14 protein-coding genes and 1 pseudogene are annotated in these 17,594 nt (G+C 45.9%); 6 read left to right on the forward strand and 9 right to left on the reverse strand.

Annotated elements, in window-relative coordinates; genetic code table 11:
- Positions 1-63: 63 nt before the first annotated feature.
- Entirely contained in the window at positions 64-801 is a 738-nt protein-coding gene (locus tag ACTTJF_RS07215) for a YaaA family protein (RefSeq protein WP_442551366.1), read from the reverse strand.
- A 126-nt stretch (positions 802-927) separates the two neighbouring features.
- On the opposite strand from ACTTJF_RS07215, the gene ACTTJF_RS07220 reads away from it, so the two are divergent.
- Both ACTTJF_RS07220 and ACTTJF_RS07225 read left to right on the forward strand, forming a co-directional pair.
- Positions 928-3,186 (forward strand): flagellin N-terminal helical domain-containing protein, encoded by a 2,259-nt coding sequence (locus tag ACTTJF_RS07220; protein ID WP_442551367.1) that lies wholly within the window; start codon positions 928-930, stop codon positions 3,184-3,186.
- 823 nt (positions 3,187-4,009) lie between these two features.
- Positions 4,010-5,473 (forward strand): annotated as a pseudogene (locus tag ACTTJF_RS07225) (DNA translocase FtsK); the annotation flags it as partial.
- Positions 5,474-5,681: 208 nt separating this feature from the next.
- On the opposite strand, the gene ACTTJF_RS07230 reads toward ACTTJF_RS07225, so the two are convergent.
- The 8 genes from ACTTJF_RS07230 to glmU all read right to left on the reverse strand — a co-directional run bounded on the left by ACTTJF_RS07230 (position 5,682) and on the right by glmU (position 13,624).
- Positions 5,682-6,626, reverse strand: coding sequence for a DUF3137 domain-containing protein (locus tag ACTTJF_RS07230; protein ID WP_442551368.1), 945 nt, complete (start codon positions 6,624-6,626; stop codon positions 5,682-5,684).
- The gene (gene truA / locus ACTTJF_RS07235) at positions 6,626-7,579 is read right to left on the reverse strand and encodes a tRNA pseudouridine(38-40) synthase TruA (protein ID WP_442551369.1); all 954 of its coding nucleotides are present in this window, start codon (positions 7,577-7,579) and stop codon (positions 6,626-6,628) included. The genes ACTTJF_RS07230 and truA overlap by 1 nt, the downstream gene beginning before the upstream one ends.
- On the reverse strand, positions 7,580-8,605 hold the full coding sequence (locus ACTTJF_RS07240) for an LptF/LptG family permease (protein ID WP_442551370.1): 1,026 nt from the start codon (positions 8,603-8,605) through the stop codon (positions 7,580-7,582).
- On the reverse strand, positions 8,598-9,404 hold the full coding sequence (locus ACTTJF_RS07245; RefSeq protein WP_442551371.1) for a prepilin peptidase: 807 nt from the start codon (positions 9,402-9,404) through the stop codon (positions 8,598-8,600). The genes ACTTJF_RS07240 and ACTTJF_RS07245 overlap by 8 nt, the downstream gene beginning before the upstream one ends.
- A gap of 358 nt (positions 9,405-9,762) precedes the next feature.
- A complete protein-coding gene (gene uppS / locus ACTTJF_RS07250) occupies positions 9,763-10,464 on the reverse strand; it encodes a polyprenyl diphosphate synthase (protein WP_442551372.1) in 702 nt (233 codons plus the stop codon).
- A gap of 1 nt (position 10,465) precedes the next feature.
- The gene (locus tag ACTTJF_RS07255; protein WP_442551373.1) at positions 10,466-11,146 is read right to left on the reverse strand and encodes a hypothetical protein; all 681 of its coding nucleotides are present in this window, start codon (positions 11,144-11,146) and stop codon (positions 10,466-10,468) included.
- Positions 11,143-12,318 carry a bifunctional phosphopantothenoylcysteine decarboxylase/phosphopantothenate--cysteine ligase CoaBC gene (gene coaBC / locus ACTTJF_RS07260; protein ID WP_442551374.1) on the reverse strand — a complete coding sequence of 392 codons (1,176 nt, stop codon included), beginning with the start codon at positions 12,316-12,318 and terminating at the stop codon, positions 11,143-11,145. Before coaBC ends, ACTTJF_RS07255 begins: the two co-directional genes overlap by 4 nt.
- Positions 12,305-13,624 (reverse strand): bifunctional UDP-N-acetylglucosamine diphosphorylase/glucosamine-1-phosphate N-acetyltransferase GlmU, encoded by a 1,320-nt coding sequence (gene glmU, locus ACTTJF_RS07265; protein ID WP_442551375.1) that lies wholly within the window; start codon positions 13,622-13,624, stop codon positions 12,305-12,307. Before glmU ends, coaBC begins: the two co-directional genes overlap by 14 nt.
- 148 nt (positions 13,625-13,772) lie before the next feature.
- On the opposite strand from glmU, the gene ACTTJF_RS07270 reads away from it, so the two are divergent.
- From ACTTJF_RS07270 to fliP, 4 genes are all read left to right on the forward strand, one after another.
- Positions 13,773-14,921 (forward strand): PepSY-associated TM helix domain-containing protein, encoded by a 1,149-nt coding sequence (locus ACTTJF_RS07270; protein ID WP_442551376.1) that lies wholly within the window; start codon positions 13,773-13,775, stop codon positions 14,919-14,921.
- A gap of 262 nt (positions 14,922-15,183) precedes the next feature.
- Positions 15,184-15,951, forward strand: coding sequence for a motility protein A (locus ACTTJF_RS07275; protein WP_002950161.1), 768 nt, complete (start codon positions 15,184-15,186; stop codon positions 15,949-15,951).
- A 5-nt stretch (positions 15,952-15,956) separates the two neighbouring features.
- Positions 15,957-16,727 (forward strand): flagellar motor protein MotB, encoded by a 771-nt coding sequence (locus ACTTJF_RS07280; RefSeq protein WP_314089458.1) that lies wholly within the window; start codon positions 15,957-15,959, stop codon positions 16,725-16,727.
- A gap of 11 nt (positions 16,728-16,738) precedes the next feature.
- Positions 16,739-17,470, forward strand: coding sequence for a flagellar type III secretion system pore protein FliP (gene fliP / locus ACTTJF_RS07285; RefSeq protein ID WP_376826371.1), 732 nt, complete (start codon positions 16,739-16,741; stop codon positions 17,468-17,470).
- Positions 17,471-17,594: the final 124 nt, after the last annotated feature.

Here is a 17,594-nt window from a genome sequence, read left to right on the forward strand (position 1 = left end):
TACAATAGTTTTTAGCCGAAAATTTAACGAATTTCACGCAAATTTGACAAAAAATGGCGAATTTTAGACGATTTGCACCAAAAACTCGCTTTTTAACCCCGTTTTTTTGACGTCTATGAGGCGAAAATTTTCTATATCCATTTTGTAAAGCTCGCCGAAATTTTTCACTCCGTTTTGCGCAACCTGCCTCAAAACTATCCCGCGGTAAGCTTTGGCGTAGTGACTGACGACTTTACCGTTTTTTAGAAATTTAAAGGTCGCAAACGGTTTTCGTATGCGGTAAAATTTCTCGTAAAACTCAGCCCTAAGGTCTAAAATATCGTCATCCCCCAGCCACTCATCTATCTCGTCACTAAAATTTTGCCTATAAAATTCCTCCAAATTTAGCCCGTTTATGCGCTCGCCTTGCTTTAGTTTGTATTCGGGCAGCATATCCGCTGCAGTCACGGGGCCGAATAAATTTGAAAAAATTAGCGTATTTTTATCTATAAACTCCTGCGGCGCGCTATCAAGGCTGCCGTAGTCAAGGTGCTTGTATGCTACTCCGTCGTAGCGCAGGATGGCTTTTACCGCGCCTTTTTTAAAAAGACTTTCGCGCAAGCTCGGCTCGTCGGTCAAATTTTTTACGCCGAAAAGTTTTGAGATTTTCTCAACGGTAGCCGTTTGTAAAAAATCATCGTAAGTTTTTAAAATTTCGCACCGCTTTTCATATAAATTAGGAAAAACAAAGTCCTTCCTATCTATAAATTTATTTGGACTTACGGCGGTTTTGGCTTCGCTCGGCGAAAAGAGGATTTTCATTTATACTCCTTAAATTTGGCAAAATCATATCTAAAACTAAATAAATTTTGAAATTTGACGATATAGCGAGTGGAACTTTATTTGCTTGTAAGAGCTTGATTAAATTTAAGGAAAAACTCAATGAGAATGACGAATCAGTTGATGAAATTTATGAACAACTACGACTATCAGACTAATATGAAAGCGCTTTACAAGCTAAATAACCAAATGTCAACCGGTTTAAAAATCCAAAATTCTTTCGAGGACAGCAGCGTCTATAACGACGGCATGAGGCTTGATTACGAGGTTGCGACGCTTGAGCAGGTGCAAACGGCGACTTCAAAAGCGCAGCACTTTTCAAAAAATACCGACAAGGCTTTGGGCGAATTTAAGCAGCAGCTTGAGAGTTTTAAAACAAAGCTGGTTCAAGGCGCCAATGAAATCCACTCCAAAACATCGCGCGAAGCCATCGCAAACGACCTTCAAGGCATTAAAAATCACCTAGTAAATATCGCAAACACCTCGATCAACGGGCAGTTTTTATTTTCTGGAAGCGCGATAAATACAAAGCCTATAAACGGCGATACGAACGAGTATTATGGTAATGCGCAAGCGATGAAAACGGTAGGCGGAGCTCAGGTAAATTTGACCTACAACCAAAACGGGCAGGAGCTGTTTTTGGGTAAGGACGGCGATTATAATAAAAAAGTTACATCCAATACGATGCTAAAAGCGCAAAATTTAGACGATAGAAACAAGACCGTTTATATCGATAGCGAGCATAAAATGCGCGATTTAATCGGTTTTAAATACGTAAAAGACGAAAAAACTCTAACCAATCAAGATTTCACGGGTACGGGCGTGAGGCGGTTTCAGGACACGACGTTTTTCTTGCAGGGTAAAAAGCCAAACGGCACTAGCTTTACGAGTAAATTTAAGATGACGTCGGACGCCTCGATAAACGACTTGCTAGAAAAAATCGGCACCGAATACGGCAACACTCCGACCAATAAAGTCGTCGAAGTAACGATAAACAACCAAGGTCAAATCAACGTAAAAGATCTAAGTAAAGGCAATCAGGTTATTGATTTTCACATGATAGCGGCGACGAAAAAGGTGGCAAATGCAGGAGATTTGACTTCGGCAAATATAAATGCAGCCTCAAATGCATTTAATAACATTACGAATCTCACGGGCGGCAATCCTGCAAATTCGCTCGAAGCTAAGGTGCGGTTAAACCCTGATGACTATGAAATCACGGAATTTGTTAAAAGCAAATACGAAGACCTAGGCGGAGCTACCACAAATGCCTACGACTACGACAAGATTAACTTTAAGCAAGAGGGTAGAAATTTAATAGGTACAGTATCGCAAGTAGAACGCGGTAGCGGTAAATTTGCCGACGATAACACGACGTTAAGTCAAGTCGTCGGAGCCAAAAATTTATATGAGGGCGAACGAGAAAAATATAATATAAACGGCCAAGAGCTACAAATGCAAATAAAATCAAAAAGCGGATCTACCTATGATGTGTTCATTAAATTTGGTGCACCTACGCCTCCGGCCACATCGGGAAATGCCACGGTTAATATAGCGCAAGTAACTGATAACAACGGCAATCCAATCGCACCCGTAACTCATTATAACGGACCGGTTTGGGATAGTTTTTATAACGACACCACAAACCCGCCGACGACCGAGGGCAGAGAAACGCAGTCAAAAGATATGACCTTTAGGCAGTTAAACGATATCATCGGTATGGTTGCTAGCGATAGTATGCCCGCCGGTAATACATTTAACGCCTATAAACAAGCCATCGCAAATTCGCAAGGCAGCGTCGAGGCAAATATGGACCATAGGGGCCGAATAAAAGTAACCGACAAACAAAACGCCGTCACTCCGATAAAAGTCGGAATTTACGACAACAGAAATGTCGATAAATTTGCGGGCGACAGCACCGGTACGACTCCTGCAACAAAGCAAGGAGAAGGTTCGCTGTGGAGCTTTTCTGCAAACAACGGTATCGAGATAGATAGCCCGAGCGTGGATATTTTTGATGACTTAGATAGGATGATAGAGGCCGTTAGGAGCGGTCAGTACCGCGCCGATAGCGAGGGCGAGCATCCGCGTAACTCAGGCATCCAAGGCGCGATCGAGAGGATAGATCACATCGCCGATCACGTGAGCAAAATCCACACCAAGGTAGGCGCTCAAAGCGCGGCGCTAGCGGACACCAACACTCGCGCTAGTATCATGGAGGTAAACGTAAAAACCGTCAAAGCCGACATCACAAATGCCGACTACGGCGAGACCTATATGAATCTCATGCAAAAAATGATGTCGTATCAGGCGATGTTGCAGTCCGTGGCGAAGATAAATCAGCTCTCGTTATTAAACTATATGTAAAAACTCGCTATAATCTACCGTTTTATTAAAGTTTCGTTATCAAAGCGTACGGAGCGAAAATGGAGTCAAATTTGATAAATTCGGCTCTAAAATTCGCTCTACCGCAAATTTAAATTTACTAAATTTAAAAGGACGCGCCATTTTAAGAGAATCGGTTTTAGTCGTAGTCGTTTGTTTTTTGATATTTTTCGGGATCGCTACCATAGCGCCTGCGGCAAATTTCGTCGGCAGCTTCGGCAATGCGATCGGGCTTTGGAACTTCAAGCTTTTCGGCTTTATCGCTTATGTTTATCCATTCATTTTCATATTTTTTGCGTATTATATTTACAAATACTTTAACGGCTTTAATGCCGAATTTGCCCAGACGACGCTTGGTGCGACGCTACTGTTTTTGGCGTTTTTGATGTTTCAATCAGGCGCGGACGTTAATTACGGCGGACTGATTGCAAATAGCGCAAACGAGGCGCTAAAAGACGTCGCGGGCGTAATAGGCATGTGGGTCTTTATCGTGATGCTTTTCGTGCTGAGCTTTGGCCTCATCGCGCAGGATAACATCCTAGCTATCCTAAAAAAGGCCTTCGTCGAGCCTAGCGCCAACGAAGATAGGTTTCAAAACGCGGGCGAGATTAAGCCTAAAACGCAAAAAAAGCCTAGGCAAATCAAAAAGCCTAAAGCTCAAAGCGAGTCAAATTTGAGCGAGGAAAACGGTGAAGAGCTAGAGGACGAAGATAGCCAAGACGATGAAGACGAAGCGCAGGATGAGGTCGGGTTAAATTTAGAAGAAAAAAGTACGGTCACGATAAACGGCGTCGAGATCCTAAACGAAGTCGCCGAAAACAAAAAACTACTCGAACAAATGGAAAAAGGCAAGGTCGAAAAGCCTAAGGATTTTGCGTTGCCGCCGCTTAAATTTTTAGCCGATCCGCCTAAAAGATCAAACAGCGTAAACGAAGCCGAGATCGATCAAAAGATCTCCGATCTGCTCGATAAACTGCGCAAATTTAAAATAGACGGCGACGTCGTGCGAACATATACGGGTCCGATCGTTACGACGTTTGAGTTTCGTCAGGCGCCGCATATCAAGGTGAGTAAAATTTTAACCCTGCAAGACGACCTCGCGATGGCTCTGCGCGCTCAGACTATCCGCATCCAGGCGCCGATACCGGGCAAAGACGTCGTAGGTATCGAGGTTCCGAACAAAAACATCGAGACCGTATACCTAAAAGAAATTTTAGATAGCGAAGTTTTTAAAAACTCGAGCAGTCCGCTAACTATCGCGCTAGGCAAGGACATCGTCGGCGCGCCCTTTGTCACCGATTTAAAAAAGCTGCCTCACTTGCTAATCGCGGGCACGACGGGCTCGGGTAAGAGCGTAGGTATAAACGCGATGCTACTAAGCCTGCTATATCGCAACAGCCCGCAGACGCTGCGCCTGATGATGATAGATCCAAAGATGCTTGAGTTTAGCATCTATAACGACATCCCGCATCTACTCACGCCCGTTATCACGCAGGCTAAGCAGGCCATCACGGCGTTATCAAACATGGTCGCCGAGATGGAGCGCCGCTACAAAATCATGAGCCACACGCGTACCAAAAACATCGAAAGCTACAACGAAAAGATGAAAGAAGAAGGCGGCGAGCAGTTTCCCTACATCGTCGTGATCATCGACGAGCTAGCCGATCTCATGATGACTAGCGGCAAGGACGTGGAGCTATACATCGGGCGTCTAGCTCAGATGGCCAGAGCTAGCGGCATACATCTCATCGTAGCCACCCAGCGCCCGAGCGTGGACGTCGTGACGGGGCTAATCAAGGCAAATTTACCTAGCCGCATCAGCTACCGCGTCGGTCAGCGCATCGATAGCAAGGTAATCCTAGATCAAATGGGCGCAGAGAGTCTGCTAGGACGCGGCGATATGCTATTTACGCCTCCGGGAAGCCCCGGCGTCATCAGACTGCACGCGCCGTTTGCTAGCGAAAAAGAGATCGACACGATAGTAAATTTCCTAAAAGCGCAGCAAGAGGTGGTCTATGACGAGAGATTTCTAGCCGAGGATGGTGCTAGCGGAGGTGCTGGCACAGGCTCCGGCGCCGTAGCGGGCGAGCTAGACGAGCTCTATGAAGAGGCCAAAGAGATCGTTTTAAGCGAGCAAAAAACCTCGATCAGCTATCTACAACGTCGTCTAAAAATCGGCTATAACCGCGCTGCTACGATCATCGAACAGATGGAGCAAATGGGCGTACTAAGCCCGATGAACGCAAAAGGACAAAGGGATATTTTGTAATTTGCTCAAATTTACGAGCGAATGCCGGCTGTATTTATTTTTAGGTTAGCGCCGTTAAATTTGAAAATAGGCTTCGCTACGAGCGACCGGCTTTGTGCGGTGCTGTGAAGTTTTGCGCGTTTAGCTAAAATCTATGTTTAAATTTACCGACTGAATTTATGGTTAAATTTTAAGCCCATAGTTAGCTAAATTTACTGCCGAAGCAAAATTATTTATAAACGTCAAGGCTCAAATTTAACTCGTCTATGACGCGTAACAGCCGCAATATCTCGTCTTTTATGGCCTGCGCGTCAGAAAGGCTTAGCGGCGGGTCCAATAGCGAACTTTCAAAACGGTCCTTTGCACCGTTTAAAAAGAGGTAAAATTTATCGTCCATAAATGCCGCGCTTAGCGATACGGCACTGTCAAAACCCTGCTTAACCTCGCGTAGGCGTTGCATAAAACCGGGGCTTAAAAGATAGCGCGCTTCTATTTTGTCGTCGGTAAATACGCGAAATTCGTTGTTAAACTCCGTATCATCAAGTATCTCTTTTTCGCCAGATATTTTCGTATTTAGCACCTTTTTGTCGGCTAGTATCGTTTGTCCTTTGAAATTTTTATAAAACTCGCAGACTAGTACTGTACCGTTAAAGTCCATGTATTCGTCGTATATGACTTTGCTTACTCTCAAAAGCGCCAGATAAGGGTTTTTTGAGCCGTTTGAGTCATATGTTTTTTCTACTTTTATAGCCTCGCTTAATTGAAATTTGACATTAGCGTAAGTACCGCTTATTTGGTCTTCGCCGTAAAAATTTACGCGCCTGTATATTCCGCTTTTATAAAATTCGTTTGCGCTGATGCCTTTTTGAGGCTCGTATGTAAAATTGCTATCTATATCGGCAATTACCGTGCTAACAAAAACATTTTTGTAGAAGCTTCTATACTCTTCCAGCGTTTTTTCTACTTTTGGAATCCTCGGCGTGACGTATATTGGGATGACTGCAAATAAAAGAAAGAATATTTCAAAGCGTCGCTCCATAATAATAAAAATTAGTATTGGTGCGACAAATGTCGTTATAGTCATAAATGTAGCGTATTTTTTGACTATTTTTTTACACTCATTTTGCTTTTGCGTTACGGCGACGATGGCTTCTTCGATTTTTGGATTTCTCATTAGTAAAAAACTCGGTTTAGATAAAGACCGTTTGGCGGCGCGGGGATACGCGTGAGCGGCTTTTGCTCGTAGATAGCCTGGCGCAAAAGCTCTTTTGCTTTTAGGAAATTTTCGTCGCGGCAGTTGTTTGCGACTCCGTTTAAATTTGAGTTTTTGGCGTCAAATTTTGAAGCGACGCACTCGGCTTGTTCGGCGGCCAAATTTACGCTTTCGTGGCTTTTCGTTAGGATATTATCGCGGCTGTTTTTGTTTAAATTTGCGTCCAAATTTACCGCCTCTGTGCACTCAAATTTAAACTCCTGCACCTGCCTTTGTCTAAATTTACCGCTTTTGGCAAGCTCAAGCGCCTTTAAAACGCTAGCGACCATGAGGCGAACCTGGGCGCGCAAAAAGCCGTTTGCTTTAAAAACGATGATTGTTCGCTCGCCGCGCGCGTAACAAAACGCTTTTTTGATGCGCCGCACGGGGCTTTTGACGTCGCTGCCAAGCTTCATAAACGCGCTAAAATCATGCTCTCCGACAAAAAGCGCAAGCAGTTCGTTTGCTAAATTTAGGTCAAATCTCGGCAAAAAAGTCTCGTAGGGCGCCAAAAAAGGCGAAAACTCGCCGTGATTTATGACGTAGCGGTAGGCTCTAGCCGTAGCGTCGTAGCGCGGGTGAAAGCAGTCCTGCGCGCGGCTTATAAATTTAACGTGAACGGCTGGGTGGGCGTGGCGATTGATGAGAGCTTTTAGGCGCGTAAAGTCGCTAAAATGCTCGCCGCACTCGACGCAGGCTACTTGGTTGTTTGCATGCACGCCCTTATCGGTACGCGAGCTAGAGATTATTTTGCTAAAAATGCCCACATGCGCTAGAGCCGCGCCCAGAGCGTCCTCGACGCCGTTTTCGTGTGGCTGAGTCTGCGAGCCTTGAAATTTAGACCCGTCGTAGCTAAAAACGAGTTTAAGGCGCACTTAGTATCTTTTTAAAATTTTAGCCCTAAAGCTAAAAATCGAGGCGATAAAAAATAGCGAAAATATCGCTGCAATCGCGACAAAAACACGCGAGCTAAAGAGCATAATGAGCGTAAAATAGCCAAAAAGTACGCCAAATATCCCAAAATACACAAAGCCCTTTTCGTAGCGGTAGGTCACGATGCCCAGGCTCAAAGCAAAAAGCGTCGTTGCTAGCGGAAAAAGCGCGATGAGAACGTAGGTTGCAAAGTCTTTGGCGCGCTTTTTATCCTCGCTCATCATTTGCCAATACTGCACAAAGGACTTCGTCTGCGCTACGCTGTCCTCTTGGGCGGTACTGATTTTCATGGTACCAAAGTCCGTTTTGTGCCACGAGGCATCCCTGATATCGTAAATTTTGCCGTCTGATAGCGTGAACTCAAGCACGGCGTTGCTGTTTGTTAGGCGAGCGTTTTTAGCTAGAACGAATCTGTGTGCGCCTTCTTTTGGCGAATAAAGCGTCACGCCCTCGTAAAGAGTGCCGTTTTCGTCACTCTTTTCGTTTTGGATAAAGACCATCCAGTCGGAAAATTTTTGTCCGAATTCGGTCGTCTTTAAATTTAGCTTGGCGACGGTTTTTTTGTATGAGACGAAATTCGCGTTTAGCTCCGCAGCCGTAGGGATCAGTACTATCGCGGTAACAATGAGAAAGGCTGAAACGGCGCCGCTAACGATGAGGAAAAAATTAGCGATCCTAACGGGCGAATATCCGAGCGTAAAAAGCACGATACTCTCGTTTTCGCGTGAAAGCCTGAAAAACATAAGCGCAAGCGATGCAAAAAATGCGATCGGCACGGTAAAAAGCAGTACTCTAGGCAGCATAAACATATAGAGTTTAAAAAGCTCTATAAAGGTAATCTCGATGTATGAGGTGATACGCGCGATCTGAATAAAAAACACGATCGACATGATGAGAAAAAGCGTCGCAAATAGCGATGCAAACGTACCTAGGAAGTTTGAAAAAAGATAGCGCGCCGTCCTATCCATAAATCAGCCCCAAGATGTAGATAAACTGCTCCTTAAACGCGTAAACGATGAGTGTAGCAAGGCTCAAAAACGGCACGAAAGGCAGCTCGTATCCTCGTTTTCGCACGATGACGTATGCCGGCAGCGTCAGCAGCGCCGAAACATAGATCGCCATGAGGCCAAGCTTGATACCCAAAATCGCGCCCATAACGCCCGCGATAAAGATGTCCGCAGAGCCCATAGCTTCGCGCTTAAGGGCTAGGCTAACGACCGCGCGCAGTAGCCAAAAGGCAAGCATAAAAATCGCAGCGTTTATAAACGAATCAAAGGCGCGCAAAAGCTCATCAGAGTCAAAAGAGGCGGGAAGATTAAATCCGTAAAGCAGCGAAAATGCGACGCTGGCAAAAAGCAGCGGATCGGGAACGGCTTTGTAGCGAAAATCAATGAGGCTAAGCGCTAGCAGCAAGATAAAGCAGACACCAAGCATCGCCGCCTTAAAAATCGCGGCGTAAAAGCCGTCTGTAAAAGGCTCTAGTCCGTGCGTCTCAATGCAATACGCAAGCACGCAAAGTAGGGCGCTAGCAAGCTCAACGAGCGGATACTGAAAGCTGATTTTTTCGCCGCAAAACGCGCATTTACCGCGCAAAAACAACCACGCGAAAATCGGGACGTTGTGATACGGCTTTAGCGGAGTTTTGCAGCTTTGGCAGTGCGAGGCGGGGAAATTTATGCTCTCGCCGCGCGGCATGCGGTAGATTAAGACGTTGCTAAAGCTGCCGATTGCGGCGCCCAATATAAAAAATAAAATGGCGAAAATCATAACTCTCCTACTTAAATTTATTCTGTTTTTGCGTGTTTATCTAAAATTCTCGGCTTTTTAAACCAAATCGCGACGTTTCAAAAGATAATCTTTTCGTAAAATTGCCGATTTATCGCGTTAATTTAATCTAAAATTTGCCTTGTCATTTGCGCCGCAAAAATATAAAAATGTAAAAATTTAAAGGCGATTTTAGCGAAATATTGCCTTGAATGCTTTTAAATTTAAAGATTTGGGTTAAAAACTTATGCAAAACGGCGCTGCGACAAGGCTTTTGGCTCGTAAAATTTAAAAGCCTTTTTTGCGAGCGGGTAAAATAAAAAGACGTAAATTTAAAAGATGGAGGCAGTCAAAAGCTCAATTAAAGTCCGCCAAACCTTCTATCTTTTTTCTTAAATTTGGCCGCTATCTGAGCTAACTCCTCGCGCGTAAAATCAGGCCAAAGCGTGGGCGTAAAGGCAAACTCGGCGTAGCTAGCCTGCCAAAGCATAAAATTTGACAGCCTCTGCTCGCCGCCCGTGCGCACGAGAAGGTCGATGGGCGCGGGCTCATCGAGGCAGGCTTGCAGGCTACCTTCATTTAAATTTAGAGCTAGATTTTGGGCGTCAAATTCGCCGCCGTTTTTTTCGCAAAATCTTTTAAAAGCTCTTAAAATTTCATCTTTAGCGCCGTAGTTTAGCGCCAAATTTAGCTTTAGCCTAGAGTTTTGCGCGGTTGCGTTTTTGATCTCATTTATCTCGTTTTTTAGCTTGTCACTTAGCGGACTTTCGTCGCCGATAACGTTAAATTTGATGCCGTTTTTGATAAAACTCTCGCGTTTTGAGAGCAAAAATTTATGCAAAAGCTCCATCAAAAACGCCACTTCGCTCTTTGGGCGCTTCCAGTTTTCGGTGCTAAATGCGTATAGGCTCAGTACCGCCACGCCCTCGTCGATGCAAAACTCGCACATCTGCTCCACGACGTTCGCGCCCGTTTCGTGCCCTTTGGTGCGTAGCAAACCGCGGCGCTTGGCCCATCTGCCGTTGCCATCCATTATGATCGCGAGGTGATTTAGCTCGTTCATTTTAGCCCTTAAAATCAATTATTTTGCCGCTAGGATCAAAAAAAGCGGCGATGTTTTGCGTCGTTTGAGTTTCGCAGTCAAATTCATTTCGCAAGAGCCTAGCTACCTTGTCAAACGGCGTCTGCGCGCTGATTATTCTGGTGCCTTTTAGCGTAAAAATAATCGGAGCGAAATTTGAAAAAATAAGGTAAATTTGACTCATCCGGGCTCCGTCAAATTTCATCTGAAAAACGCCTTTTGCGCCGTTATAAACAAACGAAATATTAATGATATTTTTTTGTAGTGCAAGCAGCATTTGAGCTAGATTTTCAAATGATTCCCGCGAGTCCGCCGCGCTAAGACCGTTAAATATATATTCATAAAACCAGTTTAGATCGGGCTCACTTATTAGCCTTTCTATTAGCGCGAGCCCGTCAGGTGCGGCGTAGGCTAAATTTGGCTTTTTAAAGAGATTTCTTATTACGACATTTTCGGTGCCGCTTGCGATCTCGCCCCAGTATTCGCAGTCCACGTCGAGGCTTTTCATGCTTTTCGTGCTTAGAATTTTGTTGCCCATTTTGAGATTGTAGCGATTATAGCCCGTCTTTTCGGCGACTTTGATACTGATGGGCAGGCTCGCGTTTAGAGCCGTGCCGGCGCCGCCGCTTGCGATTTTTTGCACTCGTGAGACGGGATTTATCATAGCTTGGTTGCTAAATTTACGATTTGCCGCGCCGCGTCCTCTTTGGACGTTAGCGCGATATTTTGCGCGCCGCGATGCGTTATAAAGGTGATTTGCGTGCTATCCGAGCCGAAATTTATATCGCCGCCCAGCACGTTTAGGCAAACGGCGTCGAGGCTCTTTTTTTCAAGCATATTTTTTGCATTTTGCATGGCGTTTGAGGCGTCAGTTTCCATTTTAAAGCCGATTTTTTTGACGTTTTTGAAATCCGTCAAAGAGCCTAAAACGTCGTCATTTTGCGCTAGCTCTAGCGTCCAAATTTCGCCCAAGCTTTGCTTTTTTAGCTTGCCTTCAAATTTGGTTTTTGGAGCGTAGTCGCTAACCGCAGCCGCCATCGCGAGCAAATTTGCGTCCGTCAAATTTGCGCGTAGCAGCTCTTTTAGCTCCGCCGAGCTTTGAAATTTGAGCGTTTTATAGGGCGCGTTCGCCGTTTCAAAGCTAGCTATCAGCGTCACGTCCGCACCCGCGTAGTAAAAGGCGTCCGCCAGCGCTTTTGCCATCTTGCCGCTAGATAGATTCGTCACGGCTCTTACGTCGTCGATCTTTTCGCTCGTGGCGCCGCCCGTTACGACCACCTTTTGTCCTTTAAATTTTGGCTCCGTTAGCATTCTTTTGGTTTCGTAGATGATCGTAGAAACGTCTGCCAGTGCGCCTTTGCCCGTATCGCCGCAGGCTAGGGTTTTTTCTACCGGTTCGATAAATCTCGCGCCGTTTGCCGCTAAAAACTCGAAATTTTTGCGCGTGGCAAAGTGATTTATCATTTTGTCGTTGGCTGCGGGCGCGATGAGTAGGGGAGCCGGGCTAGCGATCAGAGTCTGCATGAAGACGTTATCGCAAATGCCGCTTGCAAGCTTGTTTATCGTATTTACGCTCGCGGGTGCGATCAAGATAAGATCGGTTTTGGCGTAGGCGATGTGATTTAGTCCGTCCTGCCAACTCTCCGTGCGCGAGGTTAAAATTTTATGCTCGCACAGCGCCTCAAAGCCCGCTTCCGAGCAAAATTTAAGCGCCCCTTCGCTAAGCATAACGCGCACGTCCGCGCCCTCTTTTTTTAGCGCGGATAAAATTTCATAAGCCTTATAAAACGCGATACTGCCGCAAACCGCGAGCAAAATTTTTTTATTTTTTAGCATTTTCTTCGCTTTTCGCGTCGTTAAAAAATTTATAGAAAAAGCCTTCTTTGTTTACCTGCTTCGTGCGGCTGATGGCTAGCGCGCCGCTTGGTACGTCGCTAGTTACGGTGCTGCCCGCGGCGATTAGCACGTCGTCGCCGACTTTTACGGGTGCGACCAGTTGCGTATCGGAGCCGATAAAGACGTTTTTGCCGATGATCGTTTTGTGCTTGGCTTTGCCGTCGTAGTTGCACGTGATCGTGCCGCAGCCTACGTTTGTGCCGCTACCTATCTCGCAGTCGCCTAGATAGCTTAAGTGGCCTGCTTTGACGCCGTTTAGCCTGGCTGCCTTTAGCTCAACGAAATTTCCGATGTGAGTGTTTTTGATTTCGCATTTTGGGCGCAGGTGCGCTAGAGGGCCGACGTCCGAGTCCTCTATGGCGGAGCTTTCTATGACCGAGCCGCTTTTGATGACGGAGTTTTTGATGAGGCACTCTCCGATGATGCTTACGTTTTCTTCGATGACGCATTCGCCTTCAAATTTTGCTCTAGAGTCGATATAAACGCTGTTTGGTAGCCGCATTAGCACGCCGCTTTTCATCAAATTTTTCTTGATTTCGTCCTGCATCAAATTTTCTGCTATGCTGAGCTGAAATTTATCGTTTATACCCATGAAATTTTGCTCTTCGACGCTGATGGCCCAGCACTTTAGACCGCGCTCGTTTGCGATTTTTATCGCGTCGGTTAGGTAGAATTCTTTCTGCGAGTTTTCGTTGCCGATGAGTGGCAAAATCTCGCGCAAAACTTCGCTTTTAAAGCAGTAGCAGCCGGCGTTTGCGCTTTTTATCATTTTTTGCGTTTCGGTCGCGTCTTTTTGCTCGACGATGGCCTCTACTTTGCCGTTATTTATGATGACGCGGCCATATCCGTAGGGGTCTGCCGCCTCAAAAACGCTTAACGCAACGTCTGAGTTTCCCGCGCTTAGACGGATTAGGTCGTTGGTTTTGATAAGTGGCATATCTCCGCACAAAATCAGCGTTTTTTCGCTATTTAACGGTATGTTTTTTAGCGCGCCCGCAGTGCCCGGGAACTCTTTTAAATTTTGTTCGTAAATTTTAGTTTGAGGGAAAATTTCTTTGATTTTGGCTCCCACTAGCTCTTTTTGATAGCTCAAAACCACGCTCACGTCGCTACTGATCTCATAAGCCTTGCGCAAAATATGGATAATCATCGGCTCTCCGCAAAGCTCGAAAAGCACCTTTGGCCTGCTTGATTTCATCCTCGTGCCAAGCCCCGCGGCAAGCACCACTACGCCGATATCGCTCATCTTTTTTCCTTGTTTAAAATTTGAGCGATTTTATCTCAAATTTGCTAAATGCGGGATTAAGGTTTTTTGGACTTAACAATTTCTTAAGCATTAACTTATATAATCACGGCCTTTGAATATAATCAAAATCAAATTTAAAGGATGCAACTTGCTTTTATTTTTAAAAAAGGCTTTAAGAAGAAATCAGTTTTTGTTTAATCTCCACCTGATTTTATCGATTATTTTTGCCGTTCCGCTACTCGTTATCGGCGTTACGGGCGCGATTTTGTCGTATCAGCATGAGCTTGATGATCTCATAAATTTAAACGCTCCCAAGGTAGAAAAAACGGGCGAAGTGCTAAGTGCGGAAAAAATCCTGCAAAGCTTTAGCGAGCAAACGGGCGTTAAACAGCCGGCAAGGCTCGTGCTACCCAAAAGCGAAAACGAAGCGGTCAAAATTTATGCTAGCGGTAGCGATGCCTATCTGGTCGATCCGTATACCGCGCAGATCATCGGCAAGGACTACGGAGTCGCCTTCATACGTACCGTAATGTCGCTGCACCGAAATTTAGGCTTTGCGCTAACGGGCAACAAAACCGCTGGCGAGGTCGGTAAGCAGATCGTAGGCGCTAGTACGGTCGTGATGATAGTGCTCGTGATAAGCGGCGTTTGGCTGCATTTCCCAAGGATAAAACGCAAATTTGCCGAGGCGATAAAGCCGAATTTTAAACTCAAAAAATACGCCCTTTTTCACAACCTACACACGAGTTTAGGCGCCTTAAGCGCGGTGATTTATCTCGTCGTCTGTCTAACCGGACTCATGTGGTCGTACCGCTGGTATAACGGTGCGGTGACTGAGCTTTTCGTTAGCGCGCAAAATTTGCCTAAAGAGACCGAGCGCAAAGAGGGCGCGCCCGCAAAAGCAGAGGGCAAAAAGAGCGCCGAGTATAAATTTAGCGATGTGCAGAGGGCTTACGAGATATTTAAATCAAGCGGCATAGAGTATAAAGAATTTAGCCTGATGCTCGCGGCCGGAGATAAGATAAACGTCAGATACTACGAACCGGACGCGCCTAGCACCGCTCGTCCGAAAATGACCTCCGTAAACGTAAAAGAGGGCAAGATGGCGGAGCAAAAGCAAACCGAGGGCATAACCGTAGGTATGGTAAAGAGTACGAACTATCAGCTGCATACGGGGTACTTTTTCGGGATTGTTGGTAAAATTTTGTGGTCGGTAGTTTCGCTTTTGATGGCGCTTTTTATCTTTAGCGGCTTTTATATGACGGCAAAAAGGGCGTTTAAGCCAAAAAGACCTTAGCTAAATTTGCCTTTTGCTAAGCATTGATAGCGTGCGAGCGATAAATTCGTCAAATTTACGCTCGCGGCAAAACGCTATCTCTTGCTCTCGTTTAAAATTTTGATTCGTTTTTAAATCAAATTTTGACAAAAATATAAAATTTTGAAAAAATTTTATGCCGCTTTGGAACGGCTTTTGCAAAAAAGCTAACCTAAATTTAACTGTATTTTCAACTAAAAAAAACTAAAATACAAACCAAATTTACAATATAGAAAGTTGCAAGATGGATTTAGGTAGCCTCGTCGGTTGGATAGTTATTATGGTGCTTTTGCTTGGTTCCATGCAGATGGGCGTCGGAATCGGAGCTTACATCGATATTCCCTCGGTTTTGATCGTTTTCGGCGGTACGATTTGCGCGCTGATGATCGGCTTTAAGATGGAGCAGATAAAAAAGCTAGGAACGTTTTACGGCATCGCGGTAAAGCCAAAAACCTACAATCTCCCAGAAATCGTAAAAAAAATGGTCGAATACTCTACAAAAGCTCGTCGCGACGGTATCTTGGCGCTTGAGAGCGATGCAAATAACGAAACAGATCCGTTTCTAAAAAAGGGCCTATCTATGGCTGTTGACGGCAACGAGCCAGACGCCATCAGAACGCTGCTTGAGATAGATATGGAGCAGGCTAGCTCGCGTCACGGCGATAATATCAAAATTTTCGAACAAATCGCGGGCTTTGCGGGCTCGATGGGTATGATCGGTACGCTAATCGGTCTGGTCGCGATGCTTATGAACATGTCTGATCCTTCGGCTATCGGTCCTTCGATGGCGGTCGCGCTTATCACGACGCTTTACGGCGCGATGATAGGAAACATCCTGGGCTCGCCCGTGGCAAACATCCTAAGCATCCGCGATAAGGACGAAGGCACGGCAAAGGTGCTGATGCTAGAGGGCATAATGGCGATCCAAGCGGGCGACAACCCTAGGACGCTCGAGATGAAGCTACTATCGTTTTTGCCGCCTAAAGACCGCGTTAGTCAGTTTGATAAGTAGAAAAAATGGCTAAAAAGTTAATCGATCCGGGTGACTGCCCCAAATGCTTACCCGAGTGGCTCGCGGCGTTTGGCGACTTGATGTCGCTTCTGCTTTGCTTTTTCGTACTGCTTCTTTCTATGAGTACGATGGACGCAAAGAAGCTAGAAGCGGCGATCGGCTCGCTAAGCGGGGCTTTGGGCGTGCTTGAGGGCGGCGCGAAACCCGACGTCAGCGCCGAGCAAAACCAAGACGATCACGCCACCTCAAACAAAGAGCGCACGGGAGTGAAGTCGAATTTCGAGCAGACTCTGCGCTCTATCAACGAACTTTTGCACGCTAGCGGCTCGCCTGAGGTTACGTTTGAGGAGAGCGAGAGCGGATTTGTGATTAGATTGCCGGCAAATTTACTCTTTGCTAAAGACAGCGCCCAGCTGCAAAACGACGATGCTTTGCTGTTTTTAAAACGTATAGCGATGGTGATAGCCAAGCTACCGCCCGACGTCGTAGCAAACGTGATCGGACATACCGACAGCGAGCAGCCGGGCTCTGCCGAGTTTAAAGACAACTGGCAGCTATCGTCGGCTAGAGCTATCAGCGTGGTTAGCGAACTCATCAAAGACGGCGTCGATCCTAAAAAGCTAACCGCGTCTGCAAAGGCCGAATTTGAGCCCTTTGCGACGAATTTTACCGAGCAGGGCAGGGAGAAAAACCGCAGAGTCGAGATACATTTCGTTTCGTTAAATTTAGACGACAAAGCCAAAACGCAAAAAAGCATACTGGACGCGCAGGAGTAAATTTGAAAAAACTGACGTTTTTGCTGTTTTTTATCTTTGCGGCGGTCGCGATCGGCGAGGATAACGTCACTATCCCGACCGTAAATCTCAGCCTAAGCGCGCCCACTACGCCAACCCAGCTAGTTAGCTCTCTAAACGTCCTACTCGTCCTTACCGTCCTCACGCTCGCCCCTTCGCTAGTTTTTATGATGACGAGCTTTTTGCGGCTCATTATCGTTTTTTCGTTTTTGCGACAGGCGATGGGCACGCAGCAGATGCCGCCGTCTACGGTGCTTATTAGCCTTGCGATGGTGCTTACGTTTTTTATCATGGAGCCTGTAGGCAAGCAAGCCTACGAAGCGGGCGTGCAGCCCTATCTAAGCGAGCAAATCGGCTATCAAGAGGCCTTTGAGCGCGGCGTGAAGCCGTTTCGCGAGTTTATGATAAAAAATACGCGCGAAAAGGATCTGGCGCTGTTTTTGCGTATCAGAAACATGCCAAACCCGCAAAGCTTCGACGATATCCCGCTCACGGTCGTGATGAGCGCATTTATGATCAGCGAGATGAAAACGGCGTTTGAGATAGCCTTTTTGCTCTATCTGCCGTTTTTGGTCATAGATATGGTCGTTAGCTCCGTGCTCATGGCGATGGGTATGATGATGCTGCCGCCGACGATGATTTCACTGCCGTTTAAGCTGCTTATTTTCGTGCTCGTCGACGGGTGGAATTTGCTCGTCATGAACCTCGTTAAAAGCTTTCATTAGGTTTTTTATCGCTATAATCTTAAAAAAGCTCCGCGCGCCGCTTAAATTTTCATTTTATTTTACCTACGGCGCCAGACTTCAGACGGCGCAAACCTGCTCAAATTTAGCCCGCGCCGCCCAGAGC

The sequence above is a fragment of the Campylobacter sp. genome, assembly GCF_052170435.1.
Classification (GTDB): domain Bacteria; phylum Campylobacterota; class Campylobacteria; order Campylobacterales; family Campylobacteraceae; genus Campylobacter_A.

What these genes read in the sequence shown, in the direction of transcription:
- ACTTJF_RS07220 (WP_442551367.1), top strand. Translation starts at nt 928, where the DNA reads ATGACGAATCAGTTGATGAAATTTATGAACAACTACGACTATCAGACT.
- ACTTJF_RS07215 (WP_442551366.1), bottom strand. Translation starts at nt 801, where the DNA reads ATGAAAATCCTCTTTTCGCCGAGCGAAGCCAAAACCGCCGTAAGTCCA.
- coaBC (WP_442551374.1), bottom strand. Translation starts at nt 12,318, where the DNA reads ATGCTAAAAAATAAAAAAATTTTGCTCGCGGTTTGCGGCAGTATCGCG.
- ACTTJF_RS07255 (WP_442551373.1), bottom strand. Translation starts at nt 11,146, where the DNA reads ATGATAAATCCCGTCTCACGAGTGCAAAAAATCGCAAGCGGCGGCGCC.
- ACTTJF_RS07230 (WP_442551368.1), bottom strand. Translation starts at nt 6,626, where the DNA reads ATGAGAAATCCAAAAATCGAAGAAGCCATCGTCGCCGTAACGCAAAAG.
- glmU (WP_442551375.1), bottom strand. Translation starts at nt 13,624, where the DNA reads ATGAGCGATATCGGCGTAGTGGTGCTTGCCGCGGGGCTTGGCACGAGG.
- ACTTJF_RS07240 (WP_442551370.1), bottom strand. Translation starts at nt 8,605, where the DNA reads ATGGATAGGACGGCGCGCTATCTTTTTTCAAACTTCCTAGGTACGTTT.
- ACTTJF_RS07245 (WP_442551371.1), bottom strand. Translation starts at nt 9,404, where the DNA reads ATGATTTTCGCCATTTTATTTTTTATATTGGGCGCCGCAATCGGCAGC.
- uppS (WP_442551372.1), bottom strand. Translation starts at nt 10,464, where the DNA reads ATGAACGAGCTAAATCACCTCGCGATCATAATGGATGGCAACGGCAGA.
- ACTTJF_RS07280 (WP_314089458.1), top strand. Translation starts at nt 15,957, where the DNA reads ATGGCTAAAAAGTTAATCGATCCGGGTGACTGCCCCAAATGCTTACCC.
- ACTTJF_RS07275 (WP_002950161.1), top strand. Translation starts at nt 15,184, where the DNA reads ATGGATTTAGGTAGCCTCGTCGGTTGGATAGTTATTATGGTGCTTTTG.